Below are 17,673 nucleotides of genomic sequence, written 5' to 3' on the forward strand. Positions count from 1 at the left end.
AATGGACGCCGTGCACGAAGGAAGTTCTGGCGGACCCGTGCTGATGCCCGAGTCGATGCTTCACGCGTGCGTGCTGGGCGAAGCCGACGCCGCGCTGCTCGCGTCTGCGCGGCAGTTGAATGTGGAAGCAGGCGTGCGTTGGGTGGTCGCGGGAAACGTCGCGGCGTTCGTGGCCGAGCGTTTCGAGCAGGCACGCGACGCTGCTTGCCTGCTGGTGTTATCGGCCCGTGCGCAGCATGCCGGTGATAGCCCTTCTTTGCCCGTGCAACATTCCGGCTTGCAGCAGGAAGCGCATTACACATGGCCGATTCCGGCGGACAGGATGGTGCCGTGCGAGGCTATTGCATGTAACGATGCCGGTAGTATCAAGGTCTGGAGCGGTGCTCCCGAGACAGCGGATTTGCGGGCGAAGCTTGTTGCTATCACCGGCCTGCCGTCCGACCGATTTTCGTTGCATTCGCTCGATGCACACAATGGCCGCGCCGATCCGCTGATTGCAACGCACGCCGCACTCGCTGCGGTTGTCTTGATGGCGGAGACCAGCCGGACGATATGCGTTGGCGGTTATATGGCGGCGTCTCAGGTCAAGGAAGCGACAGTTTCTGTCGCCGCATCGCTGGACGGCGAAGGCGCGCTGCTCGACTGGCGTTACATGGCGCGAACGCCGGGCTTAACCAGCGGCGAAGCAGTCGCGCAGGACCCGGGTCCTTATGCTGCATCTCGTGCCACGTCGTTTGTCGATGATCCCGCCGCGCTGATTCCCGGCTCGGCGCATACCTTTGCACGCGAGTCTTTCGTCGATGAAATCGCTCGCGATCATCATCGCGATCCGGTTTCGTTTCGTCTCGATCACCTCGATCCGGTGGAGTATGGTGGCGCGCGGGAACTGATTGACACGGTGGCGCAGCGGGCAGCGTGGAACGCGGATAAACAAGCTCGCAAGAATCACCGCGCTGACAGCAACGTTGCGCATGGCCGCGGTTTCGCGTTCGACAAACACGATGCATCATCCGGCGATAACCCCACGCCCGACTACTCAGCGTGGATCGTTGATCTTGATGTAAACCGCCTGACGGGTGACGTGGCGCTCAAGCGGGTGGTGGCAGGGCGGGCAAGCGGACGCCGCAGGATTGGCCGCATGAATGGCGTTCCGGCCCGGCAGATCGCTGCTGCGGCTTCGCGCGCTTTGGGTCTGCAACTCACTGCGCGGCCCTCGCACGATGAGACGCCGGGCGTGCAAGCTGTATCGCATGAACTTGCTCCCGCATCGTTGACATCCGGCGAAGTCGCAACGCAGAGCGCTGCCGGCGATCGTCTGGATATCGATGTCTCGCCAGCCGCGGCGGCTATTGCGAATGCGCTTTACGACGCGACAGGTGTGCGCTTTCGTGCGCCCCCGTTCACGCCGGAGCGTGTGTTGGCGGCGCTGGGCGGACCCCCTGCCATGGACTCGCTCGGCGATAAACTGAGGCGCGCAAAACGCTCGCTCTGGACCGCGCTCGCTGCCGGCGGCGTGGGCAGCCTGATCGGGCTGGCCTGCACGGCGTGGCCCTTGCGTGCCCCGATTGAAGCGATCGCCCGGCCGGCTGCATCGACGTGGTCTGACGCTACCATCGCCCGCGGTCGCCAGATTGCCGAGTTCGGAGATTGCGCGGTCTGCCATACGGCGCCCGGCGGCGTGATCAATGCCGGTGGCCTTGGCCTTGAAACGCCTTTTGGCATGGTCTACACGACCAACCTGACACCTGATCCGAAGACGGGCATCGGGAACTGGTCGTTTGCCGCATTCGACCGGGCCATGCGCCAAGGCATTTCACGCGACGGCCATCATCTATATCCCGCGTTTCCCTATACCGCGTTCACGAAGATGACCGAGGCCGACATGACCGCGCTGTACGCGTATTTGATGTCGCAGCCGGCGGTCGAAAATGCGCCGCCTGTCACACGCCTGCCATTTCCGCTGAATCAGCGCGCATTGGTCGCCGGATGGAACGCGCTGTACCTGAAACAGGGCGAGTTCAAGCCCGACCCGACGCGTTCGGCGATATGGAATCGTGGAGCCTATCTCGTAGATGGCGTCGGACATTGCAGCGCGTGCCATTCGCCGCGCAATGCATTCGGAGCGGAGAAGGGCGGGCGTTTGTACCTGACCGGCGGCAGCGCTGAAGGCTGGGTGGCGCCGTCGCTCGTGGCCAATTCGAAAGCGCCCGTGCGATGGACCGAGCAGGCGCTGTACGACTATCTCAAGACCGGTTTCTCGCATGAGCATGGCGTTGCGGCGGGGCCAATGGCGCCGGTCGTCGCAAGCTTGTCGACGCTGCCGGAAGAGGACGTGCGCGCAATGGCGCATTACGTGGCGTCGCTGTCGCCGCAGCCGGTTGCTGTTCCCTTGTCCCAGCCTGCACACGATCTCGCGATAAGCAAAGTGACCCTGCAGGGACTCGACAGCGGCCGGCGGATCTTCGAAGGCGCGTGCGCGGTTTGTCATGCTGCGACCGGCGGTGTCGGCAACTTCGGGGTGCGTCCGCTTCTCTCGCTGAACACCAGCGTAAGCGAAGGCACGCCGGACAATCTCCTGAACGTCATCCAGAATGGTATTGATGCTCCCGCTACCGACGCGCTCGGTTACATGCCGGGCTTCAAGGATTCGTTCGATGACCGTCAGATCGCCGATCTCGTGACGTATATCCGCGCTACATTCGCACCGAATGAAGCGCCATGGAAAGACCTGGCGCAGGCATCGGCGCGGATTCGAAAGCACGTGCATTAGCGACAGGCAGGATGTTGCTCCGGCTCCTTTGATGAATGGCGCGGCCCGCTGCTGGCACGTGCCGGCCCCCAATCCACCTTTCCGACATACGAACTATCATGGCGCCTTCGAAGCTTCCTTCCGGTTCATCGCAATCTGCACAGGACGCTGTGTCCCGCTATGAGGTGTCGGAGCAGATCGGGCATCTTCTTCGCAAGGCTTATCAGCGCCATCTGGCTATCTTCAGCCAGACCATCGACGACCCTCAACTGACGGCAGTGCAGTTTGCAGTATTGAGCGCCAACCGAAGGCTTGGACCGTCTTCGATGAGCGACCTGGGCAAGGCGACCGCGATAGATGCGGCAACGGTACGTGGAATAATTGAACGTCTGAGGGCACGCGAGCTGATCGAGTTGCAGACAAATCCCGACGACCGCAGGAAGGTGACGGTGCAACTGACGCGGGCAGGTGAAAGCCTGGTCGAACAGATCACGCCAACCGCCTTTCGCATTAGTGAGTTGACCATGGGTGAGCTGAACGAAGCGGAGCGAGTGGCCGTGCTGTATTTGCTGCGCAAGCTAAGCGCGCCGGATTCCGACTAAGCGCAATCCGTCTGTCGTGCGTTTTTGTGGCTAAGCTCACGCTTATTAATTAGCCGCTTCGTCTGGTGCACCGGCAAACGCCACCGCAATCGCGTTGCACCAATAGCGGGACCTTCGCACCGGAAAAGCGATTATGGTGTGTACGCTGGTTTTATAAGGTGCAGCACGACCCGCACGATTACCTGAATGTCAGCTTAACGTTAGCGGAAAGGCCCTTTGAAACAAGGGTGGAAAGTCACTGTACCTAGTACAAGTCACTAGATATAAAGTGGGCATGGTCATTGCATAGAAGACTAGAATTAAAGTGTGTACATTTGTATCGGCGGGCAAGGGCATCGCTTTAAAAAGCACGCTTGCCGACACGAACACCTTGATGAAATCCGAGCAATAGAGGCATCGATGCTTTCGAATCTGGCTATACAACTCATCAACGGACTAGCGGACGCGTGCGCCATGTTTCTTGTCGCGTCCGGTTTGTCGTTGATCTTTGGCGTGACGCGAATCGTCAACTTCGCGCACGGCTCGTTCTACATGCTTGGCGTGTATGTGGCCTACAGCATCGCCAGCCGCTTTGGTTCGACCGTAGCGGGATTCTGGCTTTCGATGCTTGCGGCAGCACTTGTGGTTGCCGTGCTTGGTGCGCTGGTCGAAGTGATTGTGCTCCGGCGCATTTATCAGGCGCCCGAGTTATTTCATCTGCTGGCAACCTTTGCGCTGGTGCTGATCTTTCGCGACGCGGCGCTGTATATCTGGGGCCCGGAAGACCTGTTCGGACCGCGCGCTCCGCTTCTTGGCGGCGCGGTCAACCTGCTCGGCCACGCATTGCCCACCTATGACATTGCGCTGATCGTGATTGGTCCCGTGGTACTGGCTATCCTCTGGTTCGGTCTGACTAAAACGCGCTGGGGCACGCTCGTGCGCGCGGCGACCGGTGACCGGGAAATGCTCGGTGCGCTCGGTATCAACCAGGCCTGGCTATTCACGGGCGTGTTTTTCATCGGCGCATTCCTCGCGGGTCTTGGCGGTGCGCTTCAGGTGCCGCGGATGTCGGCGAACCTGTCGCTTGATATCGATACAATCGGCAATGCGTTCGTCGTCGTGGTGGTCGGCGGAATGGGCTCGATTCCGGGCGCGTTCGTGGCCGCATTGCTGATTGCTGAGATCAAGGCGCTATGCATTGGAATAGGTGACGTGACCATTGGCGGCGTGGTGTTTTCGCTAAGCAAGTTCACGCTGGTGGCTGAGTTCGTGGTGATGGCGATCGTACTCGTCGTGCGGCCGTGGGGGCTGCTCGGTCGCGCGCAGGCCGCGGTTCGCACCATGGCTGCCGCTGAAACACCTCTGCGTCCAGCCGATACCCGCCTGAAGATATTCGCTGGTGTCGTGCTCGCGGTGCTTGTTTTGGCGCCGCTGCTTTCAGGCGTATTTCCCTACATGCCCGTGTTGCTGGTCGAGATCCTGATCGCGGTTTTGTTTGCAACGAGCCTGCATTTCATCATGGGTCCGGGCGGCATGCATTCCTTCGGGCATGCCGCGTATTTCGGCCTCGGCGCCTATGGCGCAGCGTTGTTCCTGAAGGTCCTGAACCTACCGATGGAAGCCGCGCTCGTGCTCGGGCCATTGCTTGCCGGTATCGGGGCACTGGTGTTCGGATGGTTCTGCGTGCGCTTGTCGGGCGTCTATCTCGCGATGCTGACGCTGGCCTTCGCGCAGATCGTCTGGTCGATCGTGTTCCAGTGGGACGCGGTGACCGGCGGCAGCAACGGTATTCTCAACCTGTGGCCGTCGACCTGGCTCAGCTCGACGGTGGCGTACTACTACGTGACTCTGGTGTTCGCGGTGCTGGGTGTGTGGCTCTTGCGGCGAATGTTGTTCTCGCCACTCGGTTATGCCATGCGCGCCTCACGCGATTCAACCCTTCGCGCCGAAGCAATTGGTATTGATGTGAAGCGCGTGCAGTGGGTTGCTTTCATCATCGCGTCATTGTTCTGTGGTCTCGCGGGATCGCTGTATGCGTTCTCCAAGGGGTCGATCTCGCCGGAAGTGATCAGCGTCGGGCGCTCGGTCGATGGCCTCGTCATGGTGCTGCTAGGTGGCTTGCAGACGCTTACCGGCCCGATTGTCGGCGCGGCAGTGTTCACCTGGCTTCAAGATACGGTCGCCCGTCAGACGGACTACTGGGAGGCGCTGCTGGGCGCTGCGATCCTGGTGTTGGTCATTGCGTTCCCGCAGGGGATCGTGGGGTTCGTGCGGGACAAGCTTGGGTCGCACAAGAATTCCGACAACAGCGTGGCCGCGCAACCCGCCAAGGAGGCCCTGTGACTCTTCTGCGCGTCTCTCATCTTGCACGGTCGTTCGGCGGCGTCAAAGCGGTCGACGACGTTTCCTTCGACTTGCACGCGGGGCAGTTGCTTGCGCTGATTGGACCGAACGGTGCGGGCAAGTCGACCTGCTTCAACATGCTCAACGGGCAGTTGAGACCGAGTTCAGGCTCGATCCTGTTCGACGACCACGAGATCGCCGGCAAACGTCCGCGCGATATCTGGCGTCTCGGCGTTGGCCGTACCTTCCAGATTGCCGCGACCTTCAATTCGATGACGGTGATTGAAAACGTTCAGATGGCGCTCGTTTCGCGGGACCGCCAGCTATTCAACCTGTGGAAACCGACCTCATCCATTCACGCCGATGAAGCGATCGCGCTGCTTGAACAGGTCGGCATGGCAGCGCATGCGAAGCGCGCTTGCGGTGTGCTCGCATACGGCGATGTAAAGCGCGTCGAACTGGCCATTGCACTCGCTAACAAGCCCAAGCTCCTGCTGATGGACGAACCGACGGCGGGCATGGCGCCCAAGGAACGCAACGACCTGATGGCGCTGACCAAGCAACTGGTGATCGACCACAAGCTCGGCGTGCTCTTCACCGAGCACAGCATGGACGTGGTGTTCGCCTACGCCGACAAGCTGATCGTGCTCGCTCGCGGCAAGCTGATTGGCGAGGGGGATGCGGAGACCGTCCGCAACGATCCGCGTGTGCGCGAGGTGTATTTCGGCACGGGAAAATCTTTCACGCCGCGTGCGTCGCTCGCTGCAGACGGAGTCGCGTAATGACCACCGCCACTCAAGACAAGACCATGTTGAAAGTCTCCGGCCTGAACGCGTTCTATGGCCGCGCGCAGATCCTGTACGACGTTGAGCTCGAAGTCGGCCGTGGTGAAGTGGTCGCGCTGATGGGCCGCAACGGCGCGGGCAAGTCGACCACGATGAAAGCGCTGATGGGCATGCTGCCGTCGCGGCAGGGAGCGATCAATTTCTGCGGGCACGACATCGCGAAGTTGCCGCCGTACCGTATTGCACGTCTCGGCATGGGTTTCGTGCCGGAAGACCGGCGCGTGTTTGGCGATCTCTCTGTGATGGAAAATCTCGATACCGGCCGCCAGCCGCCGCGCGACGACGCGCCCCGCTGGACGCCTGAAAAACTGTTCCGCCTGTTCCCGAATCTTGGCGAGATGCCGAATCGGCCGGGCAGCCAGATGAGCGGCGGCGAGCAGCAAATGCTGACCGTATCGCGTACGCTGATGGGCAATCCGACGCTGGTCCTGCTCGATGAACCGTCGGAAGGCGTGGCGCCGATCATCGTTGAACAGATGGCGAACATGATTCTCGAGTTGAAGCGCGAAGGGCTGTCTATCTTGCTGTCCGAGCAGAACATGCATTTCGCCGAGCTTGTCAGCGACCGTGCGTATGTGCTCGAAAAAGGGCAGATACGGTTTAGCGGCACGATAGACGAGCTCGCCCGCGACGAAGGGGTTCGGCGGGCCTACCTGAGTGTTTAAGCGTGTTCAATTCAAGTAAAGATCGACCAAGGGTATCCTTCAAGCAACCTTAGCCATGTCACTTAGCATTCAACCTAGCCGCTTCATCCGGAGAGAAAAACTATGACCACGCGTGTTGGATCGTTGCTGCGCTTAACCGCCTTCATGGTTGCGCCCCTGGCCACCGCTCTGGTGTCGGTCGGCGCTGCCGCCCAGACCATCAAGATTGGCGAGATCAACAGTTATAAAGCGCAGCCTGCGTTCCTAGGCCCGTATAAGAACGGCTGGAACATGGCGCTCGACGAGGTCAACGCGGCGGGCGGTATCGATGGCAAGAAGCTCGAAGTCATCTCGCGCGACGACAACGGCAATCCGGGGGATACGGTTCGGGTCGCGCAGGAATTGGTCACGGGCGAGCAGGTCTCGTTGTTGTTCGGCGGGTTCCTGTCGAATACCGGTTTGGCACTTGCCGACTATGCCAAGCAGCGCAAGGTTTTCTTCCTGGCTGCCGAACCGCTGACCGACAAGATCGTCTGGCAGGACGGCAACAAGTACACGTACCGGTTGCGCCCGTCGACGTACATGCAGGTCGCGATGCTCGTGCCTGAAGCCGCCAAGCTGCACAAGAAACGCTGGGCGGTTGTCTATCCGAACTATGAATATGGACAGTCGGCAGTGGCTACGTTCAAGCGTTTGCTGAAAGCGGCGCAGCCTGACGTTGAGTTCGTTGCGGACCAGGCGGCCCCGCTTGGCAAGCTGGATGCCGGCGCGGTCACGCAAGCGCTCGCGGACGCGAAGCCCGATGCAATCTTTAACGTCGAGTTCGCTGCCGATCTTGGCAAGTTCGTGCGTGAGGGCAATACGCGTGGCTTGTTCAAGGACGTTTCGGTGGTGTCGCTGCTGACGGGTGAGCCTGAGTACCTCGATCCGCTCGGGGCTGAGGCGCCGGTCGGTTGGATCGTGACGGGGTATCCGTGGTACTCGATCGATACACCTGCCAACCGTAAATTCGTCGCCGCCTACGAGACGAAGTATCACGACTATCCGCGGGTCGGATCGGTGGTGGGTTATTCGGCGTTGATGTCGATTGCGGATGGTTTGAAGAAAGCCAAGTCGACCGATCCGGACAAGCTTGCGGCAGCGTTCAAGGGCTTGAAGGTTGAGACGCCGTTTGGTCCTATCACGTACCGTGCTCAGGACAATCAATCGACGATGGGCGCGTATGTCGGGACGACGGCAGTGAAGGACGGCAAGGGCATCATGACGAACTTTCGGTATATCGATGGCGCGAGTGTCCAGCCTTCGGATGCGGAAGTGGCGAAGCTGAGGGCGGCGGATTAAGTTGGTGCGGGGTGTGTGATGATGTGAGAACGGCCCGCGGAAGCGGGCCGTTTGCGTTGGTGGGGTGGTGATGCGGTAAAAAAGCGCTTGACCGATGCTGTAAACGGGCCGATATGTACGCACCAGGTTTGACGTGCATGGAGTGTAGGGATGGCTGCTGCAACAAAACGAAATGTCGTCCGGGTGACGCCGGTTCAAAAACGTGCGATTGCGAGCGCCGCGAAGCGTCTCGGGCTCAACGTGAGCGAACTGATGCGCCAAGCGGCGCAGGGCTTCAAGCCGTCGGACGATGAAGAGAATATCAACGCGCTGATCCGGCACGTGAATGTGTCCACGCAGGAAGCGAGCGCCGCACTCGATGATGCGCTGTCATTTGTTGCGGAATCGAACAAGCGCATCGCGGCAAGGATGGAAGGTAAGTAGTAGTGCGTGTGACCGACTAGGTAGTACAACTGGCCGGTACGGTGAAAGAGCGACAGCTGAGGGTCGAGGGACTGCCCGAGCGTGTGTTTTGTCTCGGTGCGACTCTCGAACTCGTGATCCGCCCGCAGCGGCACGAAGAGGATGCCGCGCTAACGGGAAGCAAATTAAGGAATGTCGAATATGAGGAATGATGGCATCCGCAACTGTGACATCTAAAGGGCAGGTGACGATTCCGCTGGACGTTCGCAACCAACTCGGGTTGGGTGCAGGGGACCGCATCGAGTTCATCCTCAACGACGAAACGGGGTGGTACGAAATCTTACCTGCTAATCGCTCCGTGACCGCGCTGAAGCGAATCATCCGCAAACCTGCGAAACCAGTGTCGATTGAGGAAATCAACTCGGCAATCGACGAGTAGGGAGCATCGGCTCGATGATCGGCCTCGATATGCATGTGTTGGTTCGCTGTTTTGCACATGATCTTGGCCTTGGAGCCCGACGGATTTTAAACAGCTGAGGAGTTCGTTCGATGAAGCCGTCCATTGCACTTGATTCGCACCGCGCTGAGATCAGGCTTATTGTCGAGGCAAACCGCGCCATCAATGCGCGCGTATTTGGTTCTGTCCTGCGCGGGGAAGATACGGAGGACAGTGATCTGGATATCCTGGTTGACCCGGAACCGGGGATGACCCTGTTGAATATCGGTTCGATCCGGCGCCAACTGGCACAGTTGCTTGGCGTCTCGGTAGACGTCCTGACCCCGAATGCACTTCCCGAAAAATTTCGTGGAGCTGCGGTTGCTGAGGCGGTGCCGATATAAGATTCGCGGATTTTTGGACTGACGTAGATAACTGGAGCCCATCATGAAAACCGTTACTCTAGGCGTCGCCTCGCGCGAAACCGTCAACAAGCGGTTTTTGGCAGCGTTCGAAGGCAAGGCGCAAGGCGCATACATCACGTTCGAATCGCCGGAACTGCTGTTCCAGACGCTTACGCAAATGCGTTGGAACATCATCAAAGCCATCACGGCGACGGGGCCGCTGTCTATTCGCGAGATTGCTCGTCGCGTGGGGCGAGACGTAAAGGCCGTACATAGAGACGTGCATGCGTTGCTTGATGCCGGAGTCATCGAGCGTAACGCAGAGGGTGCGATAGTGTTCCCTTACGAGGCCGTCCACGTCGATTTCATGCTGCAAGCAGCATAGAAAGACAAGGTCGTCTCGGCACAAACTTCAACTGCTCGGACTGGTCGAATCGAAGATAACGAAGGAGGTTCCCGACACGGTGTTCGTGCACTCGACCGCCGAAAGGAAAGCGCTGAGGTTCGGCACCTGCGACATGCAGATGTATACGGGCGCATACCGGCATGGTGCCGGGCACGCGCCCGATGAACTAAAAGGTTCACGTGCAGATCACCCGCACACCCAACCGCTCACGGACTAAGCTTCGAGATTTTCTGACCCTGAATACCTACCCCGGCCATCAGCCCTTGCTGACCATAAATGAACGCATAGACGTCAGACTGCAGCGTGGTCGATGTCAACGACCGGGCCGTGCCGGAATCCACGACAACCACGCTTGGCCCCGCGCCAATCGACCAGCCGCCGCTAGTCTGCAGATACTTGATGGCGGAATCGGTCGTGAGGAACATGGCTTCCTGAAACGATTGCGCGCCGGCTTGCAGCCCATACGAAACGGACGTCGCATTGTAGTAGCCCATCACTTTCCCATCCGCGCCAAACATCACGCCGTTTCCTTCCTCGGCTCCGACGATCAAGCCCGCCTTGAGTATCTCCGGAAACACGAGCACCGCCTTCGCTCGGGACTGGAGCAACTTCGCATTGGGTGTAGTGCTGTACAACTGCTGGAGCGCTGCGCGCGCCTTTGCTTCCAGATCCGGGTCGACCCCGTTGGTCGGGGGTATTTGCGAAGTCGAACAGGAGGTCGCAAACAGCAGGAGCAGGTTAACGAGGATCAGTCTGATGCATTGGGTCATGAGGTCAACTCCGCTTGCAGATCGGTCATATCCGGTTGAATACAACTTTGGGGTAGATGCGCTTTATCGGTGGTAATGACGGTTGGCGTTTTTAATTTGGAATACGTCCCAGCGCACGGATTAATAGCTTGAGTCAAATAGCCTTGACCAGCAGCTGTTATCTGAAATGATTGAGTGGTCAATAATATTATTCGGCGTATTCAATAAAAATTTCAATTGAAGGCGATTGATAACACGTTTAGAAACGATAAGTGTGTTTAACGCCAAGACCGCCCAAGGCCGCGTTGTAACGTGCATAGCGGGCGCTCGGTGAGCGACAAATTTAAACCGTCGGGACTCCGCGAGCAGGCCTCGTCGCTCTTGCTTTAAACGGAAATTTTAATACGGTAGGAGGTTATATCAAGCATTCTAATTTGGCAAAACATCACGGATTGAATAAGCAATAGAATTAATCTCGAAATTCGTTTCGTTGTTGCAATTTTTTATACAGCGAACATATCCACCAAAAATATGTTCAAGTGCGCCGATCCGTCCGCAGTCTCAAAGCAACCTTAGACACCCGATCTGCCCCGCCATCACGACGCGTTACCATGCCTGTTCGTCATGACTTGCGACCCTTGCCGTGAACATCCGCTTCCTCGAAACCTTCGTCTGGCTCGCCAAACTCCAGAATTTCCGCCTGACGGCCGAAAAACTGCACACCACGCAAGCGGCGGTCTCAAGCAGGATCGCGTCGCTGGAGGAGAGCTTCGACGTCCGCCTGTTCGATCGCAACTCGCGCTCGGCCACGCTCACGCCAGCCGGTCGCAAGATGCTGGCCTATGCGGAGCGCATCGTGCGCCTTGGCGAGGAAATGCGCCGGGAAGTCGACGACGCCGACGCCGATGCAGGCCTGATCCGCATCGGGGTGATCGAATCAATCGTGCATAGCTGGTTTCCCGCGCTGATGGCGCTCGTGCGCGAGCGTTATCCCCGGCTCGAAATAGAAGTCACCAGCGACACCACGATTCACCTCGCGAACCTGCTGCGTGGCGGTGAGATCGAGTTGATCCTGCAGACCGATGCAATCGCCGGCCCCGACTTCACGAATCTGCCGCTGTGCGAGTTCCCGGTGCGTTGGGTGGCCAGTCCCAAGCTCGGGCTCTCAGGCCGGACCCTCGATCTTGCGCAACTGGCGGACTTTCCGATCGTCAGCTTCTCGCGCCATTCCGGCCCGCACGCGACGCTCGAGCAACTGTTTGCGCTGGCAGTCGAGCGGCCCGCGCGGATCAACTGCATCACGTCGGTGGCGGCAATGATCCGGCTGGTCGCCGACGGGTTCGGCGTGGCCGCGCTGCCACCCGCGATCATCCAGCGCGAGTTGCGCGAAGGGACGCTTGAGGTCCTCGATGTGAGCGCCGAGTTTCCATCGCTGCCGCTGGTGGTGACCTGCAGGGCACAGAGTCATCCGCTCGCCGCGCGTATCGCCGATCTGGCACGGCAAGCCGCGAGCGAGTTCGAAACAGCGCTCCTCGCTGAGTCGGCACCGGTGGCGAAGACACAGACCAAGCGAGCGGCATCGCCAAAACGCGGCGCCCGCAAGACTGACAGCGCGCGGACGTTGTCGCCGGCGGTCAACGCTCGCAAACCGCGCCGCACGAGCAAGTCACCGGAAAGCAAGTCATAAGGAAATTTGTTCACGCCGTATTTGTTTTCTTGTTGGACCGAAGCACCCGTTGCTCGCGACACTGTTCCCACTACGAATCCACTTTCGCCAGGGAACGATCGATGAGCACATCACAACCGCAGGGCCAGCTTTGCATCTGGACGGACACCGATCCCGATCCGGTGCAGGAAGCCGATTTCAACGCGTGGTACGACCGTGAGCACATGCAGGAACGCGTCGCGATTCCCGGCTTTCGCTACGCACGCCGTTTCAAGGCCACCGATGGCGGCCCGCGCCGCTATCTCGCGCTCTATGTGACTGAGTCGCTCGATGTCTTTCGCAGCGACGCTTATCAACGCGCCTTCACTGAACAAACTCCATGGTCTCTCGCCAACTTTGCTCGAATGACCGACACGCAACGCCGCGTGGGCGAACTGACACTTGAAACGGGCGACGGTGAAGGCGTGTTTCTCGCGCTATTTGTGCTGCCGCAGGAACGCGTTGAAGCGGCGTTGTTGAAACCACGCTTCGAAGCGGGTGTGCGTCAGGCCGGCGTTCATGCCGCACGGCTTTTTTGCACTGCCCCTGCGTTGTCTGTTTCGCTGACGGCATCGAAGAAACCAGCTTTGCCCGCTGCCGATGCACTCGTATTGATCGAAGGCAGCGACCCCGAGGCCACCCGCGCGCTTGCCGAAACACTCGCGGACGGTGCCGAAGTCCGTACGTTCCAGATGCTCTGGCGCATGTCGGCCTGACCCAACGTGATCCCGCTTTCATCATCCGAGGTTCTCGATGAATACGCTTGCCCAGCAGTCTGATATCGGTTCACCGCACGTCGGACGCGGCCGTCTCGCCACGGCGAGCATGGTCGGCACGTCGCTCGAGTGGTACGACTTCACGATCTACAACACGCTTGCAGCGCTTGTTTTCAATCACCTGTTCTTCCCCTCGGTCGACCCGCTCGCGGGCACCATTCTCGCGTTCTCGACCTACGCGGTCGGGTATATCTCGCGGCCGCTCGGCGGCGTGATCTTCGGCAACCTTGGCGACCGTATCGGCCGTCGTGCCGTCCTGATGCTCACGCTCGTGCTGATGGGCATCACCACAGCGCTGATGGGCTTCCTGCCGACATACGCCGCCATCGGGATCTATAGTCCGATCCTGCTCGTTGCGCTGCGCTTCGTGCAGGGCATCGCGCTCGGCGGCGAGTGGGCAGGGGCCGTGCTGCTATCGATTGAACATGGCGATCAGGACAAGCGCGGCCTGAGCGCGTCGTGGACGCAGGTCGGGCCATCGTTCGGCACGTTGCTCGGGACGGGTCTCATCGCGCTTCTCACGCTCGTGGTCTCCCCCGACGACTTCCTCGCCTGGGGCTGGCGTTTGCCCTTTATCGCCAGCATGCTGCTGGTGGTCTTCGGCCTGTGGGTACGGCGCGGTGTCGATGAAACGCCGCAGTTCGAACAGCTGAGCCACGCCCATGCAACGGCTAAGGTGCCCGTCGTTGAAGTACTCACGCTGCACTGGCGGCGTCTGTTGATTGCGGGCGGTTCGCGGATCGGATCGGACGTGCTGTACGCGTTGCTGGTCGTGTTCACGCTGACTTATGTCACGACCGTCCTGCATCTCTCGCGTACGACAGCGTTGACCGCCGTGCTGATCGGCACCGCGTGCAATGCGTTGAGCGTGCCGTTCTTCGGCGCGCTGTCGGATCGGTTCGGGCGTCGGCCGGTCTATCTAGCGGGTGCATTTGCCGCGCTGGTGTGGGCGTTTGTTTTCTTCTTGCTCGTGGATAGCGCACAACCGTGGCAGATCGTGCTCGCTGTCGTAGTGGGGCTTGTGATCCATGCCGTGATGTACGGGCCGCAAGCCGCATTCGTGACCGAGCAGTTTCCAACCCGCGTGCGTTATGCCGGATCGTCGCTTGCTTATACGCTGGCCGGCATTCTCGGCGGTGGCTTCGCGCCACTCATCATCGTGAGCCTGTTCAAGCACTACAACAGCACGCTGGCGGTCTCGGTGTATGTGGCGATTGCAGTGATTGTCACCGGCATCTCGCTGATCGTCGCGCGTGAGACTGCGCGACGGCCACTGGAAAACTAAGGCGCTACCTGTCGTCCCGGCGCGCGTTGCCGCGCCGCGCTCATCTACTTAAGCTCCCCAATGACTACGCTTTCCTTCAATGTATTTCCCTTCGGCTCAGCGCCTGTGTCGACCACTGCCAACATAGACGACCTCGTGATCGCAGGCTGGGCAGGGCGAGACCCTGCCGCGATCCAAGCGCATATCGATGAACTCGCGGCGCTTGGTGTAGCGCCGCCATCAACCACGCCTTGTTTCTATCGCTTGGCCGCTGGCCTGCTCACGCAGGACGACAGCATTGCCGTGCTCGGTGCGCACTCGGGCGGCGAAGTCGAATGCGTGCTGCTCGATAGCCCGCTTGGCACGCTGGTCGCTATCGGCTCAGATCATACGGACCGCGAAGTAGAGGCGTATGGGGTGGCGGTATCGAAACAGGTTTGCGCAAAGCCGCTCGGCCGCGATGCCTGGCTTTATGCCGATGTCGCCGGGCATTGGGATCAGTTGACGATGCGTTCGTGGCTGAGCACCGCCGACGGTGAACGCCGTCTTTATCAATCGGGCACGGTCAACGGACTGCTGGACCCATCTGATTTATGGCGCAGGTTCGCAGGTGCGCCAACGCTGCCTGCGAAGAGCGCAATGTTCGGCGGTACGCTTTCTGTGCACGGCGCGATCGCGGCGATGTCCTCGGGCGATGTCTTCGAACTCGAGCTCCACGATCCAGTGCTCGGCCGCACTTTGAAACATCGATATTCGGTGGCTTCGCTGCCGGTCGTCGCCTGACTTTTACTGGATCATTTCCATGACGCTCTTCGCTCTCAAGACTCCACTCGCCGACCTCGCCGCCATGCTTGACGCAGGCACGACGACCTCGCGCGAACTGACTGAAACCGCGCTGGAACGCATCGCTGCCGATGGCGGCAATGGCGGCGCCGCGTTTTGTTTCGTGGACGCTGACGGCGCCCGCCGCCAGGCCGATGCCCTAGATGCCCTACGCAGCGCCGGCACGCGTCTCTCGCCGCTGGCAGGTGTGCCGGTATCGGTCAAGGATCTCTTCGATGTAAAAGGTCAGCCGACCCGCGCCGGTTCTCGCGTCCTCGCCGACGCTCCGCCTGCTCGCGCCGACGCGCCCGCGATTGCCCGGCTGAGGCGAGCCGGTGCGGTGCTGATCGGGCGCACGAACATGAGCGAGTTCGCGTTCTCGGGGCTGGGCCTCAATCCGCACTACGGCACGCCGGCGTCGCCGTGGCGCCGGAGTGAACGGCATGTTGCGGGCGGGTCATCGTCGGGGGCGGCGGCTTCCGTAGCCGATGGTTTGGCGGCAGCGGGCCTGGGCAGCGACACGGGCGGGTCGCTGCGGATTCCTGCCGCGTTTTGTGGGCTCACGGGTTTCAAACCGAGCGCGGGACGTGTGCCGACTGAAGGCGTTGTGCCGCTGTCGCCGACGCTCGATGTAGTCGGCGCCATTGCGCCGAGTGTCGCCTGCTGCGCGATGATGGATGGCGTGCTTTCAGGTGCCTCGTTCGATGCAAGAAGGACGCTTGCGGGCGCGCGGTTTGCGGTGCTGCGCAACTATGTGATGGACGGTATCGAGCCGGAAGTCGCGCGAACCTATGAAGCGGCGTTGGATAGGCTCGCTCATGCCGGGGCGTTGCTCACGGAAGTTCGTTTCGCGCCGCTCGATCCACTTCCTGCGATCAACACGTTCGGCTTTTCGCCGATAGAAGCGTTTGCCGCTCATCGCTCGCGGCTGGCGACGCAGGCCGATATGTACGATCGGCGCGTGCTGGCGCGGATCAGGCGCGGCGAGGCGGCATCGGCGGCGGACTACCTCGATCTGCTCGCGGCGCGGCGCACGACCATCGCGGCGGCTCGGCAGTTCTTCGCCGGTTTCGATGCGTTCGTCATGCCTACTGTTCCTATCGCTCCGCCTACGATTGCCGCGCTCGAAGCTGACGACGCCGCCTTCGCCGCAGCCAATGCGCTGGTGCTTCGCAATCCGAGCGTAGTGAATTTTTTAGATGGCTGTGCGGTTTCAGTGCCTTGCCATCGGGAGGGGGATGTGCCGGTGGGGTTCAGCATCGGTGGATTTCATGGACAGGATGAGGGGATCCTGGAGCTGGCGGGTGCGGTGGAAAACGCGCTTGGGGTTTGTAAAGTGTATTAATGCATGATGCACTGATCTGGTAGTCACTAAATTGCGCGCCATGATCAAATCGTCGAAACATAAAAGTGTGCAACGCTTGTTTGAAACCGGTTCAGCAGCAGGGGTTCAGGCAGCACATAAGCCGCGGTTGACCCGTCAGTTGACAGCGCTACACAGGGCCAAATCACAGCAAGATATGAATCAGCCGGGCTGGGGTTTGCATCCACTTAAGGGTGAGGAGGCTGGAGTCTGGTCTGTAACGGTGAACGGCAACTGGAGGTTGACGTTCATGTTTGACGGTGAGGATGCAATCCTCGTTGACTACAGGGACTACCATTAAAAGATTGTCTGAACGCTCAATTCGCTTAGCCCGGTTGCATCGGGCATTACACTGAAGTATTCATATTGACGAAAGCTATGTCTAACATGTTCAATCCGCCACACCCTGCGGCAATCCTCCGGGAAGATGTGCTGCCTGCACTGAACCTGACGGTTACCGAGGCTGCTGAGCAACTTGGTGTGTCCCGTGTGACCTTGTCTCGTCTGCTCAACGAACGTGGCGGGATTACTCCCGAAATGGCGCTACGCATTGAACAGTGGCTGGGTGTGGAGCGCGGTGGGCGAGCTGATCTTTGGCTTGGTATGCAGCTCGACTACGATCTCTGGCAGGCGCGCAAGCACGCGCCGAAGCGGATAAAACCGGCGCCGGCAGTGGTATCCGCCTAACCAGGATCTAGCGATCACAGGGGGAAAGTTGACTATGGCGCGGAAAAATCCAGGCATTCTGTTGAACAACTCTTGCCAGACTGCTTCGCGTCGTTCGTAGCGAAGCAGGGAAGCAAGCCCCAACCAAATCAACACGTTGCCTCACCTCCCCGCGAC

At 60.0% G+C, this 17,673-nt stretch carries 18 protein-coding genes; 17 read left to right on the forward strand and 1 reads right to left on the reverse strand.

The features are described 5' to 3' along the window. Window position 1 precedes the first annotated feature (1 nt). The 10 genes from FH08_RS48090 to FH08_RS0101245 all read left to right on the forward strand — a co-directional run bounded on the left by FH08_RS48090 (window position 2) and on the right by FH08_RS0101245 (window position 10,130). Complete coding sequence (locus FH08_RS48090; RefSeq protein WP_235210255.1) at window positions 2-2,770, forward strand: cytochrome c; 2,769 nt, start codon at window positions 2-4, stop codon at window positions 2,768-2,770. Between the two features lie 98 nt (window positions 2,771-2,868). Beyond that, window positions 2,869-3,351, forward strand: coding sequence for a MarR family winged helix-turn-helix transcriptional regulator (locus FH08_RS0101205; RefSeq protein WP_031356559.1), 483 nt, complete (start codon window positions 2,869-2,871; stop codon window positions 3,349-3,351). A gap of 399 nt (window positions 3,352-3,750) precedes the next feature. Next, the gene (locus tag FH08_RS0101210) at window positions 3,751-5,673 is read left to right on the forward strand and encodes an ABC transporter permease (protein ID WP_031356560.1); all 1,923 of its coding nucleotides are present in this window, start codon (window positions 3,751-3,753) and stop codon (window positions 5,671-5,673) included. Beyond that, window positions 5,670-6,455, forward strand: coding sequence for an ABC transporter ATP-binding protein (locus tag FH08_RS0101215; RefSeq protein ID WP_031356561.1), 786 nt, complete (start codon window positions 5,670-5,672; stop codon window positions 6,453-6,455). The genes FH08_RS0101210 and FH08_RS0101215 overlap by 4 nt, the downstream gene beginning before the upstream one ends. Beyond that, window positions 6,455-7,183 carry an ABC transporter ATP-binding protein gene (locus FH08_RS0101220; RefSeq protein ID WP_031356562.1) on the forward strand — a complete coding sequence of 243 codons (729 nt, stop codon included), beginning with the start codon at window positions 6,455-6,457 and terminating at the stop codon, window positions 7,181-7,183. The genes FH08_RS0101215 and FH08_RS0101220 overlap by 1 nt, the downstream gene beginning before the upstream one ends. Window positions 7,184-7,285: 102 nt before the next feature. Continuing rightward, window positions 7,286-8,503 carry an ABC transporter substrate-binding protein gene (locus FH08_RS0101225; RefSeq protein ID WP_031356563.1) on the forward strand — a complete coding sequence of 406 codons (1,218 nt, stop codon included), beginning with the start codon at window positions 7,286-7,288 and terminating at the stop codon, window positions 8,501-8,503. 150 nt (window positions 8,504-8,653) lie between these two features. After that, window positions 8,654-8,926 carry a plasmid mobilization protein gene (locus tag FH08_RS0101230; protein WP_031356564.1) on the forward strand — a complete coding sequence of 91 codons (273 nt, stop codon included), beginning with the start codon at window positions 8,654-8,656 and terminating at the stop codon, window positions 8,924-8,926. Between the two features lie 190 nt (window positions 8,927-9,116). Next, window positions 9,117-9,344 carry an AbrB/MazE/SpoVT family DNA-binding domain-containing protein gene (locus FH08_RS0101235; RefSeq protein WP_031356565.1) on the forward strand — a complete coding sequence of 76 codons (228 nt, stop codon included), beginning with the start codon at window positions 9,117-9,119 and terminating at the stop codon, window positions 9,342-9,344. 110 nt (window positions 9,345-9,454) lie between these two features. Continuing rightward, window positions 9,455-9,745 carry a nucleotidyltransferase family protein gene (locus FH08_RS0101240; RefSeq protein ID WP_031356566.1) on the forward strand — a complete coding sequence of 97 codons (291 nt, stop codon included), beginning with the start codon at window positions 9,455-9,457 and terminating at the stop codon, window positions 9,743-9,745. Window positions 9,746-9,788: 43 nt separating this feature from the next. After that, window positions 9,789-10,130 (forward strand): winged helix-turn-helix transcriptional regulator, encoded by a 342-nt coding sequence (locus FH08_RS0101245; RefSeq protein WP_031356567.1) that lies wholly within the window; start codon window positions 9,789-9,791, stop codon window positions 10,128-10,130. Between the two features lie 227 nt (window positions 10,131-10,357). Here the strand turns inward: FH08_RS0101245 and FH08_RS0101250 are convergent, their stop codons facing one another. Then, entirely contained in the window at window positions 10,358-10,921 is a 564-nt protein-coding gene (locus tag FH08_RS0101250) for a YSC84-related protein (RefSeq protein WP_031356568.1), read from the reverse strand. Window positions 10,922-11,543: 622 nt separating this feature from the next. Here FH08_RS0101250 and FH08_RS0101255 point away from each other — a divergent pair. The 7 genes from FH08_RS0101255 (at window position 11,544) to FH08_RS0101285 (ending at window position 17,517) form a co-directional block, all read left to right on the forward strand. Continuing rightward, window positions 11,544-12,587, forward strand: coding sequence for a LysR family transcriptional regulator (locus FH08_RS0101255; RefSeq protein ID WP_031356569.1), 1,044 nt, complete (start codon window positions 11,544-11,546; stop codon window positions 12,585-12,587). Window positions 12,588-12,688: 101 nt separating this feature from the next. After that, window positions 12,689-13,321 (forward strand): DUF4286 family protein, encoded by a 633-nt coding sequence (locus tag FH08_RS0101260; protein ID WP_031356570.1) that lies wholly within the window; start codon window positions 12,689-12,691, stop codon window positions 13,319-13,321. A 37-nt stretch (window positions 13,322-13,358) separates the two neighbouring features. Continuing rightward, window positions 13,359-14,666: an MFS transporter gene (locus FH08_RS0101265; protein ID WP_031356571.1), complete on the forward strand. Its 1,308-nt coding sequence runs from the start codon at window positions 13,359-13,361 to the stop codon at window positions 14,664-14,666. 60 nt (window positions 14,667-14,726) lie between these two features. Next, entirely contained in the window at window positions 14,727-15,428 is a 702-nt protein-coding gene (locus FH08_RS0101270) for a DUF2848 domain-containing protein (RefSeq protein WP_031356572.1), read from the forward strand. Between the two features lie 19 nt (window positions 15,429-15,447). Continuing rightward, window positions 15,448-16,812, forward strand: coding sequence for an amidase (locus FH08_RS0101275; protein ID WP_031356573.1), 1,365 nt, complete (start codon window positions 15,448-15,450; stop codon window positions 16,810-16,812). A 40-nt stretch (window positions 16,813-16,852) separates the two neighbouring features. After that, window positions 16,853-17,131 carry a type II toxin-antitoxin system RelE/ParE family toxin gene (locus tag FH08_RS0101280; protein WP_031356574.1) on the forward strand — a complete coding sequence of 93 codons (279 nt, stop codon included), beginning with the start codon at window positions 16,853-16,855 and terminating at the stop codon, window positions 17,129-17,131. A 77-nt stretch (window positions 17,132-17,208) separates the two neighbouring features. After that, on the forward strand, window positions 17,209-17,517 hold the full coding sequence (locus FH08_RS0101285) for a HigA family addiction module antitoxin (RefSeq protein WP_031356575.1): 309 nt from the start codon (window positions 17,209-17,211) through the stop codon (window positions 17,515-17,517). Window positions 17,518-17,673: the final 156 nt, after the last annotated feature.

This window comes from Caballeronia sordidicola, assembly GCF_000729995.1.
Taxonomy (GTDB): domain Bacteria; phylum Pseudomonadota; class Gammaproteobacteria; order Burkholderiales; family Burkholderiaceae; genus Caballeronia; species Caballeronia sordidicola_A.